The following is a 12254-nucleotide window of genomic DNA, read 5'->3' as shown; positions in this document are numbered from 1 at the left end:
GCCTCCGATCGGGTGGAGACGATCATCTTCGGCCCGGCGGATTTCATGGCCAGCATCAATATGAAGTCGCTGGTCGTGGGGGAGCAGCCCCCCGGTTACACGGAGGGTGACGCCTACCACTACATCCTCATGCGGATCCTGATGGCGGCCCGGGCGTACGGCAAACAAGCCATTGACGGCCCGTACCTGCAGATTCGCGATGTCGACGGCTACCGCCGGGTGGCCGAGCGTTCGGCGGCCCTGGGATTTGACGGCAAGTGGGTTCTTCACCCCGGTCAGGTCGAGGCGGCGAACGAGGTCTACTCCCCGCGCCAGGACGACTACGACCATTCCGAGTTGATCCTCGATGCTTACGCATACTTCACGTCTGCCGAGGGCGGTGCCCGAGGTGCGGTCATGCTGGGTGACGAGATGATCGACGAGGCCTCGCGCAAGATGGCGCTGGTCATTGCGGCCAAGGGTCGGGCGGCGGGGATGCAACGGACTTCGAAGTTCGAGCCACCCGCCGAGTAGACAAGACAGCAAGTAGATGCCGAATAGCCAGCACATGTACGGAGCGCCAAGGGCAGGAGACATGGAATGCCGGATTTGACCGAGCAGGTCCGTTGGGTTGACCAACAGGGCAATCAAGTCGGACCCGAGCCACTGGAAACAGTCGTCCAGCGCGCCAACGCGGGGCAGATTCCAGCCACCACTGTCATCTGGTGGGAAGGGGCTAGTGGCTGGACCCCCTTGAGTTCGGTTGCCCAACTCACGTCGACCGCAAGTGCGTCGGCTGCCGTTGCCCCGACCGCGGCGTCGGCGGCCTTGATGAGCGGGTTGACGGATCAGGAGCTCGACGACCAGTTCATCGACTTGATCGACCGTAGCTGGGTGATGTACAAGGAGACCGAATTCGCCACCTCGATCGATGAAGTCATGCTCGGTGGAGTGGTGACGGCGTTGGTTGACTGCGGGTTCGCCCTGATTGACCTGGGCACGGCCGGGACACCGGCGGCGACCACAACCACCACCACTGGAGCCGGCGCAGCTCCCGTCATCCCGAACTGCCATGAGTTGCGCTTCGAGGAGCCGCAGACCCATTCGCGGGTAACGCTGACCCTGAAGCACCTGACCCCCGATCCGGCCGTCGCCAAGATGATTGGTCATCGGGCGGAGGTGGTGATCGGATACGGCCAACGGGTACCCAACTTCACTCGGGTCGGCCAGGCGCTTCGGCAGGAGGTCCAGAGTTCGTTCATCGTTTCCCCTGAGCCCGGGACGGTGACGTTCGATGCCGACCTGTCCTCGGGGTACGTGTACGCGCAGGTAGATCTGTTGCTCGACTTGGGGCGGTATGTCGATGAGCATTTTGCCGTCGACAACGACTTGCTGAGACGGCATCTGGCCTCCGTGGTCTACACGATGCAGACATTCGTCCAATCACGGTTCGGAAGCTGAGGGGCGACCATGGGCTTGTTCAATGCGATGACCAATTACGCGCACAAGTCGGAATTGCGCGAATCGAAGGACGAGATTGTTTGCGGGGAGTTGATTCGCGGCTTGTCTCATCGGGGATGGCGGTGCTTCCGCATCACGGCGAACTCCGGCCGACAGACGATCGGGTTCAAGATGCCGGGTGACCCGGTTCTCTCGTCGGTCTTCGTGACGGTCGACCGCAAGACTGGCTCCGGCGCGATCTCGCAGTCCCTTGGCAGCAAGACCGTCATCGGGCTGACCGCCGAAATGCGCCACAAAATCACCGACCCCGATGACCTGGCCACGATGTGGCGTACTGATCTCGCGAACCTATTCAAGATGCCGGTCGCCGGCGAGGTGCGGGTCAACCATCAGCTCAACACGGTGAACGCGCGGACGTACTATCTGCTGGACTTGGACGACTACGTTCGCGGATCCACAGTCAATGCCTCGCAACTCGTGGAGTGGGTCACTGCTCAGACGGACAATCTGCGCGAGCGACTTCGTCCACTCAAGAAGTAGTCACCGCCAACGACCAACTTGCCGTCGCGCCGGCGCCCGATGGCCCTGACTCGGATTGGACTATCGGCCGCATGGCACGACTCACGCAAACAGACGGACTGACCGACATTCAGCAGGAAATCCTGGGTGCGGTGCGGGAGTTCGTCGACAACGAAATCATCCCCGTCGCGCAGGAACTGGAGCACGCCGACGAGTACCCGACGCAGATCGTCGAGGGTCTCAAAGAGATGGGGATCTTCGGCCTGATGATCCCGGAGGAGTACGGCGGGCTCGGTGAGAGTCTGCTGACCTACGCACTGTGCGTCGAGGAGATCGCTCGCGGGTGGATGAGCGTTTCGGGGATCATCAATACGCATTTCATCGTCGCCTACCTGCTCAAACAGCACGGAACCGACGAGCAGAAGGCCCACTTTCTGCCGCGGATGGCCACAGGTGAAGTGCGGGGTTCTTTTTCCATGTCCGAGCCCAATTGCGGCTCCGACGTTTCCGCGATCACGTCCCGCGCCGTCCGCGACGGTGACGACTACGTGCTCAACGGGCAGAAGATGTGGTTGACGAACGGTGGCTCGTCAACTTTGTGCGCTGTGCTCATGCGGACTGACGCCGAAGCCTCGGCCGATACGTCGATCTACCGCAAGATGTCGACCTTCCTGATCGAGAAGCCGGCCGGCTTCGGGGAGGTCCTGCCCGGTCTGACCATTCCCGGAAAGATCGACAAAATGGGCTACAAGGGCGTGGACACGACCGAGTTGGTCATGGAGAACTTCCGCCTGCCCGCGGATCGGCTGCTTGGTGGGGAACCGGGCCGGGGTTTCTACCAGATGATGGACGGCGTCGAGGTGGGCCGCGTCAACGTCGCCGCGCGTGCCTGCGGGATCGCCAACCGGGCCTTCGAGCTCGCCGTCGCCTACGCCCAGACCCGCGAGACCTTCGGCAAGCAGATCGCCGAGCACCAGGCGATCTTGTTCCGGCTCGCGGAGATGGCGACCAAGGTCGAGACCGCCCACACGATGATGGTCCGCGCCGCGCGCACCAAGGACTCGGGCGAGCGCAACGACGTCGAGGCCGGCATGGCCAAGATGGTGGCCGCGGAGTACTGCAACGAGGTCGTCCAGGACTCCTTCCGGATCCACGGCGGCTACGGCTACTCCAAGGAGTACGAGATTGAGCGGCTCTATAGGGACGCGCCCATGCTGCTCATTGGTGAGGGAACGGCCGACATCCAGCGCATGGTCATTGGTCGCCGACTGCTCGAGGAGTACCGCCTGCGGCAGTGACCGAAGAGCCTCGGCGCCCGAATTCCGTGTACGGTGGCAGCCATGCCGCCTCTTGACTTCGGTGCCGAGATCACGAAACGGCCTGTCCTGGCGTCGTTTGACGAGTACGCGGGCGCGCAGAAGGCAGTGGACACCCTCAGCGACAACCACTTTCCCGTTCAGCATGTCGCCATCGTTGGCGTTGACCTGCGCCTAGTGGAGTCGGTCCTCGGACGCATGTCCTGGGCCCGCGCCGCTGTGGGTGGCATGGCTACGTTCGCCTGGCTCGGGGTACTCGTTGGCCTGTTCGTCAGCTTCTTCGCATCTCAGGACATGGCGCCGACCCAGCTAGTGCTGCTCGGATTGCTGTACGGCGCCGGGTTCGGCATCGTGTTCGGCCTAGTGTCATACGCGTTCACGCACGGGAAGCGCGACTTCATCAGCCGCCAGGCTCTACAAGCCGCCCGCTATGACGTCTTGTGTGACACCGAACAGCTTCCGAAGGCCCGCGATATCCTCGGTCTCGCCAGCGCCTGGCCTCCTGCGGCCCAGCCCGGATCCGGTGCGGTGCCAGGGAGTGGTCCTGTCGGTGAGCGCCCGAATGGAGGCGCCTAGGCGGGGCTTGGCATGACTGAGCATCTCGATTGGCAGCGTGCCGTTGGACCTGGACTTGACCGGGACAACGGCCGGGCGCTGGTCGTCGTGGCCAACCGCCTTCCGCTGGAATACGATGAGGATACGGGCTGGCGCAAGGCTCCCGGTGGCCTGGTCACGGCGATGGAATCTGTCCTGCGGGATCGGGTGTCGACTTGGATCGGGTGGAGTGGCCGCTTCGAGGACCGCAGGACCCAGGAAACGCCGCCGCCGCCCGAAGGTGCCGGGGATATGGCGCTTGACGAGTTGCTGTTGACCCCGTCCGAATTCAGTGCCTACTACGAGGGCTTCTCCAACGGGGCGATTTGGCCGCTGTACCACGACGTCATCGCCACTCCGGCCTACCACCGCAAGCAGTTCGAGGCGTATCGCAGGGTCAACGAGAAGTTCGCGCGCAGGGCCGCCCAGGTGGCGCCGCGCGGGGCGGTGGTGTGGGTCCATGACTACCAGCTGCAGCTGGTCCCGATGATGCTCAGGCTCCTTCGCCCGGACCTGAAGATCGGCTTCTTCCTTCACATCCCGTTCCCGCCGCCGGAGTTGTTCAGCCAGCTCCCATGGCGGCGCACGATCCTGGAGGGGCTCCTCGGCGCTGACCTGATCGGTTTCCAGACCAATGAGGGCGCGTTGAACTTCATGCGTCTGGTCCGCAAGTTCCTGGCGCTCAAGACCGGCGGCGACCGGGTTGTGGTCGATGAGTTGTCCGGCACGAGGATTGTGCGGGTCGACGACTTCCCGATCGGAATCCGAGTACAGGATTACGCGGACCTGGCTGCCGACCCGGACGTGATCGAGCGTGCCCGGCAGATCCGGATCGACCTCGGCGAACCGGAACTGCTGCTGCTTGGCATTGACCGCTTGGACTACACCAAGGGCATCGACGTACGGATCCAAGCAGTCACCGAGCTGTTGCTGGACGGCGACCTCGACCCGGAGAAGACGGTCTTTCTGCAGGTCGCCACTCCGAGCCGCGAGGGCGTGGAGGAGTACCGGCGGATGCGCGACGGGATCGAGTCGCTCGTCAGCCGCGCCAACGGTGACATCGGCAAACTCGGCGTCACTCCCATTCACTACCTTCATCAGCAGATGCCACGCGACGAGCTCGTGGCGATGTATGTCGCAGCGGACGTGATGCTCGTGACGCCGCTCAGGGACGGCATGAACCTGGTCGCGAAGGAGTACGTGGCTTGCCGCGAGGGTGACGATGGAGCCCTGGTACTGAGCGAGTTCACCGGTGCGGCGCAGCAGATGCCGGAGGCATGGCTGGTCAACCCGTATGACATCGCTGGCCTGAAGACCAGCATCGTGGATGCCGCTTGTTCGCCGGCGGAAGAGTCTGGTCGGCGGATGAGCGCCCTGCGTCACTCGGTGTTCGAATACGACGTCGCGCGATGGGCCGCGGAGTTCCTACGTCGACTCGAGGGCGATCGGTGACGATCGCCGACGATGGGGATTCCGCGGGCTTGGGCGCCGCAGTCCACAAGGTCGCCGCCGAGAAAGGCCTGCTGGTGTGCGTTGACTACGACGGCACTCTCGCCCCGATAGTTGACGATCCGTCTCAGGCGGTCCCTCTACCCGATGCCGCCGCGGTCTTGGCGCGGTTGGCCGCTACCGCCGGGACAACCGTTGCTGTCGTGTCGGGACGATCCAGGGCCGACCTAACGGCGTTGTCAGGCTTCGCCGACCCGATTGTTCTGGTGGGTAGCCACGGAAGCGAGCTCGATGACTCGTTCGATGTCACGGGTGCTCAACGACAGCTGCTGCGGCGTCTCGTCGCGGAGGTCACTGAGATTGCGGCGGGTGTGCCAGGCGCGTCCGTCGAAGCCAAGCCAGCCAGCGTCGCGGTGCATGTGCGCCGGTGCTCGCGGCCCGACGCCAGCCGGGTGATTTCGAACGTGACGGCCGGGCCCGCTTCACTTCCGGGGGTCCAGGCGACTCCCGGCAAGGAAGTGATTGAGCTCGCGGTGATCGACACGGACAAGGGGCGGGCCCTGGACATCCTGCGGGAGTCCTTCGCCGCGAGTCGCGTCATGTTCATAGGGGATGACGTCACCGACGAGAAGGGGTTCGCCCGGCTGCGCGATGGCGATGTCGGGATCAAGGTCGGCCCTGGTGAGTCGAAGGCGACCTACCGGCTGGCGGACCCGCGGGACGTGCTGGCGATGCTGGAACAGCTCGCCAGAGACAGGGCAGCCTGAGTCACGCCGCCGAGGTCACGCCGCCGAGGTCACGCCGCTAGGGGGATCTCGGCCCAGACGATCTTGGTTTTCTCGCACTGGTACCACCACCAGCGCTTGCACACAGCGGATATCAGGTGCATGCCCCGCCCGCCAGTGTGTGTGTCGGTTAGGGCGCGAGGCGTTGGGGGCGTCGTCGGGCTTCCGTCCTGCACGCCGATCAACACCACTGGCGTGCGCACCATCAGGTGCAGAGCTACAGGACTTCCCCCGTGCCGGATGGCGTTCGCCACGAGTTCGGATACGACAAGCAGCGCGTCATCGAGACATTTGGTGTGACCCCATTCCGTCAGCTTGTGCTTGACGGCTTGCCTCGCATGCCCCGCTGCTTGCGGGTCGCTCTCCAAAGGCAGAAGGAAGTCCACGCGCCCTGGATACCCCGCGCCGGTCGCTTCACACATTCGGCGCCGAGTTGACTTCCTCACGCAGGCTGGCTTGGCATCCCTCACTGGGGGTGGTTCCGCCAGAACCTATCCAGCACCGCAGCGGTATCTGCCGGGTTCTCCGCCGCTGGACTGTGCTCGGCTTCCGGGATCTCCACACAGGTCGCGTCCAGCCGCACGGCCATTTCGCTCTGCTCGTGCACTGGCCACGCGTCGGTATCCCCGGACCCGAACGCGACCATGATGCGCACATCCGCGGTCCGAGCCGCGTGCAGCAGCTCGGCGGTGCGGTCCGGCAGTTCCATCAGTAGTCGTGCCGTCGCGGACAGGGCCCAGCCGTTCGTTCGGATCCAGCGTTCGTGGAGGAAGTCGAGGATGGCCGGGGGTGGCTGGGGGATGCCCGCTGCCACGTCTTGCTTGAGCTTGATCTGCCAGATCCGCTCCAGTGACAGCCGGGGGATAGTGCCGAGCAGAGCATTGAGCATGTGGTGATTGCTGGTCGGCAGCGGTCCGGGTCCAGTGCCGAGGAACGTCAGGCTCGCGAACAGCTCCGGCCTGGCGATCGTGGCCTGTCGGCACACAGCGCCTCCAAGCGAATGGCCGACCAAGTGCACAGGGCCGTCGAGACGCTCGGCTACCGCGGCAAGATCCTCGCTCAGGGCGTCCAAGCTGTAGGCGCTCTCGTCATCTGGCCCGGTACTTTCGAATTGCCCGAGTTGATCGATGGCCAGAACCGACCAGCCAAGATCCCGCAGCGGCTCCAGCACGGCGATGAAATCCTCCTTGCTACCGGTGAAGCCGGGAACGAGGATGACTGACGGGCCGTCCGTCTCAGCGCGCAAGCCGGCAAGCTTGCCGCGTCTGGTCGCGATCTCGACACGTTCGACGCCGACAGGCAGGCGGACGAATGGAGGCGTGCTCACCAAAGCACTCTATGATGTGCGTGGAGACAGCGAACGAAGGACAGTGGGGGTTCACGTGGCGCGAATCATTGCGGTTGCCAACCAGAAGGGTGGCGTCGCCAAGACCACCACCGTGGCTTCCATCGGAGCCGCTCTGGCTGAGCTCGGCCAGAAGGTTCTCGTGGTCGATCTTGACCCGCAGGCGTGCCTGACATTCTCGCTCGGACTCGATCCCGAGACGCTGGACATGAGCCTGCATGACGTGCTGCTCGAACGCGTACCAGCGGGCATGGTGATCCGGCCGACCGATGATGGCATGGACTTGTTGCCAGCGACCATCGACCTAGCGGGGACCGAGGCGCACTTGCTGACCAAGACAGGTCGCGAGCACGCGCTGAGGTTGGCTCTAGAGGATGTCGCCACCGACTATGGCTACGTCCTGTTCGACTGCTCGCCGTCTCTTGGGGTGCTGACGATCAACGCGCTGACGGCAGCCGACGAAGTGCTTATCCCGCTGCAGTGTGAGACGTTGTCCCACCGCGGCGTCGGCCACCTACTCGACACCGTGCGGGATGTTCAGCGCCTGACGAACCCACGCCTCCGCGTGCTCGGTGTGTTGCCAACGTTGTACGACGGCCGCACGACCCATGCCCGCGCGGTCCTCGCTGACATCGGGAAGCGGTACTCCTTGCCCGTGCTAGAACCGCCGATCGCGAAGTCGATCCGGTTCGCTGAGGCTCCGGCCGCTGGACGGTCGATCCTGGCGACGGCCCGAAAGGTTCGCGGGGCCGACAGCTACCGGGATCTGGCCCGCCGCATCCACGAAGGGGAGCTGGTCGCATGACGACTCGTAGGCAGTCCTTCGACCGAGTTCGTCCCCGAAGTTCCGAGCAGGAAGACCAGATCGTATTCGTTGACGGCGAACTGAGGATTCCGGACAGCGAGGGCAAGCGCGCGCTGTTCTCTTCGTCGTCAGCCCCTCCGACCTTCGGCTCGGTCGCGCTCACCTGTACCAAGTGCGACTCGAGGTCCGTGGTTTCTTGGACGAAGGCGATCCGTTTGGCTTTACCCGGGATTCCCGCGCTTATCCCTGGGACGGGAGTTCGGGTATGGATGCGCTGCCCGGCCTGCCGCGACCGGACTTGGGTGGACGTTAGCTGTTGACCTGTCGGGTCGGCTCGCCTGAGCCGACGCGGCGTCGGCGCCTAGGCCGACGGCGCTTCCCTGCTTGACCCCCTTCGGCGGATGCGGCCGGTTCACGCGAACCACCGCCGCCGTCCCGCGCACCACCCTTCGCTGGCGGCCGTGAGTTGTTTCGGCCGCGTGGGGGGCGGCTGCCCTTCCTGGCTCGGCCGCCCGCGACTCCGGTCTCGCCGATGTCCTCAAGTTCCTCGGCTGCCAGACCCTTCCTGACACGTGCCGACCTGGGCAAGGTTCCGACGGCGCTGCGGGGGATGCCCAGTCCGGCGTAGATGTGGTCTGAGCTCGAGTAGGTTTCCAGCGGCTCGGCGAATGGCAGTTTCAGGGCGCGGTCGATCATCTGCCAGCGAGCGACGTCGGCCCAATCGACCATGGTCACAGCGACCCCCGACGAGCCCGCCCTGCCAGTGCGCCCGATGCGGTGGATGTACGTCTTCTCATCATCGGGGCACTCGTAGTTAATGACGTGTGTGATGCCTTCGACGTCGATGCCGCGCGCGGCGACGTCCGTGGCGGCCAGAACGTCGATCTTGCCATGGCGGAACGCCCGCATTGCTTGCTCGCGTGCGCCCTGGCCGAGGTCGCCGTGGATCGCGGCTGCCGCGAACCCGCGGTCCACAAGATCGTCGGCTATGCGTTGGACCCTGCGCTTGGTGCGGCTGAAGATCAGGGTCAGACCACGGTCATCGGCCTGAAGCACACGGGCGATGATCTCCATCTTGTCCATCGGATGGGCGCGCCACACATGCTGTTCGGTCGCGTCGACGGTCGCGGAGTCCCCGTCTTCGTGCGAGCGCATGTGAGTGGGCCGCTCCATGTAGCTCTTGGCCAGGGCGACGATCTTCCCAGGCATCGTCGCGGAGAAGAGCATCGTCTGGCGAGCTTCCGGGATCTCGGCCACGATCTTCTCGACATCGGGCAGGAAGCCCATGTCCAGCATCTCGTCGGCTTCATCCAGCACCAGTACCCGAACCTCTCGCAAGTTCAGATGGCCCTGCCCCACGAGGTCGATCAGTCGGCCCGGAGTGCCAACGACGACCTCGATCCCCTTGACCAGTGCCTCGATCTGCGGCTCGTAGGCTCTGCCGCCGTAGATGGTTATGACGCGAACCCTGCGGTAGCGTCCGGCTCGCTCGATGTCCTTGCCGACCTGTATCGCCAACTCGCGCGTTGGCACGACCACAAGCGCTTGAGGTACCCCTGTGGATCCCTCCTCGCCGGGCGCCGCGATCCGCTGCAGCAGCGGCACCCCGAAGCCCAGTGTTTTACCGGTTCCGGTCTTGGCTTGGCCGATGATGTCGCCGCCAGCTAGGGCCAGCGGCAGTGCCATCGATTGGATCGGGAAGGTCCGCTCAATGCCATCGTCAGCGAGGGCGCGGGCGGTCTGTTCCAGAACTCCCAGCTCACGAAATGTCGGCTGAATCTTCGTATCTGAAGTTGTGCTGGGGGACTCTGTCATAAGCTATTGGGCTCCGATGCTCGATTCGATTGTACGCTGCCAAGCCCGGATCGGCCCACACGCCGCGGAGCCAGCCCGCTAGCAGGAGCTGAAGCCAGGCAGCCAGCCCTTGGAGTTGAGGGTGTTGATCGACGCCTCGGCTTTCGTAGCCAATTCCGGATCCGACTGAGTACGGTTCCTCACTTCGCAGCTGTTCGGCAGGAACCCGACGTGATCGCGAGAGAAGGTTGGTTGGACCATTACTGTGTCTTGGCCGCCACTCAGCCCTTCCGCGAGAACTTGCTCGAGATCCGGCTTGTCGAGGCGGCCGATGAGTAGCTGATTGTCAGCGAACCGCAGCATGTAGAGATCCCCGTCGCTGTCACCTGCCGCCATGAACAGGTCATTTCTGCCGATGGTTTCCAGGATGGCGCTGACCTTGCCTCCGGACCAGGAGACCGTTCTGTCCACGATCTGAGTGATCTTCAGCTTGGAAGTGATGGCTGGATCGAGGTTGAAGTAGCGCGCGTTCCCCGTCAAACGCATCGATTGATCGCTACGCATTTCCAGCGTGCGTGTGTCCTGCGTCAAGTCCGAAACTCCCACGACCTTCTCGGGATCGTGGATGGCGGAGTCACCGTATTTCTCACGTATGGCCGGGTTGAGCGCGTTGATCACCATCCAGCGGACCGCCCAGGCGCTTCCGGCCGAAACGACCCACACGTCGTACCCCCGGGATTCCAGGTAGCCGAGGAGATCGGCCATCTGCGGGTACACGAAGGGGCGCGCCTGATCCGACTTGCCGATCAAGGTCGTCTTGCCAGTAGCGAGGTCCGTCGCCCCGGACCCGCGGGCATACGTGTTGGCTGTCTGGTCCACGAGCTGCTCGATGGTCCATCCCGCGTATGCTTGCACCGCCCAAGCCAAGGATGGATACGCGCCCTGGTCGCCTTTCGTGACCTTCGTCAACGCTTCGTAGTAGTCGACGATCCCATTCTTGATCGAGTGCGTCTTCCCATCCGCGACAAACGTCGGTGCTAGCGCTTTGGGCACGTCCCCGGGTGTCAACGTGCCATTCGCCTCCGACTGAGCGAGTGTCGCCTCACTCACGTCGCGAGCCTGGATGGTGTTGTCCCAGTCGAACGTGATCACCTTGTTCTGGTTCGCATTGGCTTCGATCAGCGTTGTCAAACGCTGGTATGTTTCTGGCGCCCAGCCGTCGGTGCTCAGTGTCGGCAGAGCGCTGGACGGAGCGCTTGGGCTGGGGGAGCCCGCACCGTCTGGATCGCTGGAACAACCGACCGCGACCAGGAGGACCGCGACTACAGCCGCGATACTTCTGAGACCCACTGATGGGGTGTGCGGCACCATCCGCGCAGCGTATCTCGCGGACAGCTATCGCTGAGTGTATTCGCGGATTGTCACGAGCGCAGATGGGCGCTGGGACTCATACAGCTGTGCTCCCAACTCCACAGTCCCGCCGCTCGCCGCTACGCTGCCCTAGTGCCGTATGAGGAAGCTGCGGAGCCGCTGGAGGCTTCGCCCATCGCGTGCGAGCTGCTCGGACTCGTGGGCTGCGGAGAGCTGTTCGCGTTCGAAACCTTGGCAGCGGACGCGACACGCACGAGCATCTTGGAGATCAAGGCCGCGCTGGGTAGTCGGGCGTGCCGGGAGTTCCGCAATTTCGAGAAGGTCGCCGACCGGTTGAGAGCGATGGGTGCCGATCCAGACGCGGCCATCGGTGCCTACGTCCCTACCATGACTGAATTCCACCGGCACACTGCTCCGCGGGATCTGTATGAGGGGCTCGTCAAGGCGTATGTGGGGGATGGCATCACGAGCGATTTCGGTCGGGAGCTGTCCAACTACGCGGATCCCGGTACGCGCGAGTTCGTCGCCGAGCTGCTAGAGGAGACCGGTCAGGCGGAGTTCGTCGTGCCGTTCGTCAGAAAGGCGCTGTCGAAGAATCCAGGACTGGAGGGCAGGTTGGCGCTTTGGGGGCGCAGGCTGATCGGGGAGGCGCTTGCCCAGACGCAGCGACTCACAGCCGATAGGGAGGAGCTGTCAGTCTTGCTCGTTGGGACTCCAGATCAGCCCGGGCGTGGAGACTTGGCCGAGTTCGCGCGGATGTTAGCCAGGATGACGGACGCGCACACTGCGCGAATGAAGAAGCTCGGCCTGGCTTCGTGAAGCCCGGCGGTTTGGGC

The 12254-nt window shown here is 64.1% G+C and carries 14 protein-coding genes; 10 read left to right on the top strand and 4 right to left on the bottom strand.

Features of this window, described 5'->3' with window-relative positions; all coding sequences use genetic code 11:
* The 7 genes from Q8P38_12825 to otsB form a co-directional block, all read left to right on the top strand.
* A partial coding sequence (locus Q8P38_12825) for an aldolase/citrate lyase family protein (protein ID MDP4015485.1) occupies positions 1-513 on the top strand: 513 nt, incomplete at its 5' end.
* A 66-nt stretch (positions 514-579) separates the two neighbouring features.
* Positions 580-1440: a DUF4339 domain-containing protein gene (locus Q8P38_12820; protein ID MDP4015484.1), complete on the top strand. Its 861-nt coding sequence runs from the start codon at positions 580-582 to the stop codon at positions 1438-1440.
* Between the two features lie 9 nt (positions 1441-1449).
* Positions 1450-1980, top strand: a complete 531-nt coding sequence (locus tag Q8P38_12815) for a hypothetical protein (GenBank protein MDP4015483.1) — start codon at positions 1450-1452, stop codon at positions 1978-1980.
* Between the two features lie 71 nt (positions 1981-2051).
* Positions 2052-3257, top strand: a complete 1206-nt coding sequence (locus Q8P38_12810; protein ID MDP4015482.1) for an acyl-CoA dehydrogenase family protein — start codon at positions 2052-2054, stop codon at positions 3255-3257.
* A gap of 42 nt (positions 3258-3299) precedes the next feature.
* Complete coding sequence (locus tag Q8P38_12805; GenBank protein ID MDP4015481.1) at positions 3300-3851, top strand: magnesium transporter; 552 nt, start codon at positions 3300-3302, stop codon at positions 3849-3851.
* A 12-nt stretch (positions 3852-3863) separates the two neighbouring features.
* Positions 3864-5321, top strand: coding sequence for a trehalose-6-phosphate synthase (locus Q8P38_12800; protein MDP4015480.1), 1458 nt, complete (start codon positions 3864-3866; stop codon positions 5319-5321).
* Positions 5318-6085: a trehalose-phosphatase gene (gene otsB / locus Q8P38_12795; GenBank protein MDP4015479.1), complete on the top strand. Its 768-nt coding sequence runs from the start codon at positions 5318-5320 to the stop codon at positions 6083-6085. Before Q8P38_12800 ends, otsB begins: the two co-directional genes overlap by 4 nt.
* A 29-nt stretch (positions 6086-6114) precedes the next feature.
* Here otsB and Q8P38_12790 read toward each other — a convergent pair whose 3' ends face one another.
* Together Q8P38_12790 and Q8P38_12785 are read right to left on the bottom strand one after the other, a co-directional pair.
* Positions 6115-6489, bottom strand: a complete 375-nt coding sequence (locus Q8P38_12790) for an ATP-binding protein (GenBank protein MDP4015478.1) — start codon at positions 6487-6489, stop codon at positions 6115-6117.
* 80 nt (positions 6490-6569) lie between these two features.
* Complete coding sequence (locus tag Q8P38_12785) at positions 6570-7430, bottom strand: alpha/beta fold hydrolase (protein ID MDP4015477.1); 861 nt, start codon at positions 7428-7430, stop codon at positions 6570-6572.
* Between the two features lie 55 nt (positions 7431-7485).
* Here Q8P38_12785 and Q8P38_12780 point away from each other — a divergent pair, with 55 nt between their 5' ends.
* Both Q8P38_12780 and Q8P38_12775 read left to right on the top strand, forming a co-directional pair.
* On the top strand, positions 7486-8253 hold the full coding sequence (locus tag Q8P38_12780; GenBank protein ID MDP4015476.1) for an AAA family ATPase: 768 nt from the start codon (positions 7486-7488) through the stop codon (positions 8251-8253).
* Positions 8250-8573 carry a hypothetical protein gene (locus Q8P38_12775; GenBank protein ID MDP4015475.1) on the top strand — a complete coding sequence of 108 codons (324 nt, stop codon included), beginning with the start codon at positions 8250-8252 and terminating at the stop codon, positions 8571-8573. The genes Q8P38_12780 and Q8P38_12775 overlap by 4 nt, the downstream gene beginning before the upstream one ends.
* Here the strand turns inward: Q8P38_12775 and Q8P38_12770 are convergent.
* The gene (locus tag Q8P38_12770; GenBank protein ID MDP4015474.1) at positions 8563-10068 is read right to left on the bottom strand and encodes a DEAD/DEAH box helicase; all 1506 of its coding nucleotides are present in this window, start codon (positions 10066-10068) and stop codon (positions 8563-8565) included. The two genes, Q8P38_12775 and Q8P38_12770, sit on opposite strands and share 11 nt — an antisense overlap.
* Positions 10069-10146: 78 nt before the next feature.
* Positions 10147-11418 (bottom strand): hypothetical protein, encoded by a 1272-nt coding sequence (locus Q8P38_12765; protein MDP4015473.1) that lies wholly within the window; start codon positions 11416-11418, stop codon positions 10147-10149.
* Positions 11419-11550: 132 nt separating this feature from the next.
* Here Q8P38_12765 and Q8P38_12760 point away from each other — a divergent pair, with 132 nt between their 5' ends.
* The gene (locus tag Q8P38_12760) at positions 11551-12237 is read left to right on the top strand and encodes a ferritin-like fold-containing protein (protein ID MDP4015472.1); all 687 of its coding nucleotides are present in this window, start codon (positions 11551-11553) and stop codon (positions 12235-12237) included.
* Positions 12238-12254: the final 17 nt, after the last annotated feature.

It is taken from the genome of Candidatus Nanopelagicales bacterium, assembly GCA_030700225.1.
GTDB lineage: Bacteria > Actinomycetota > Actinomycetes > S36-B12.
Note: the sequence above shows the minus strand (reverse complement) of the source record. Positions and strands in the feature narration are given on the sequence as shown.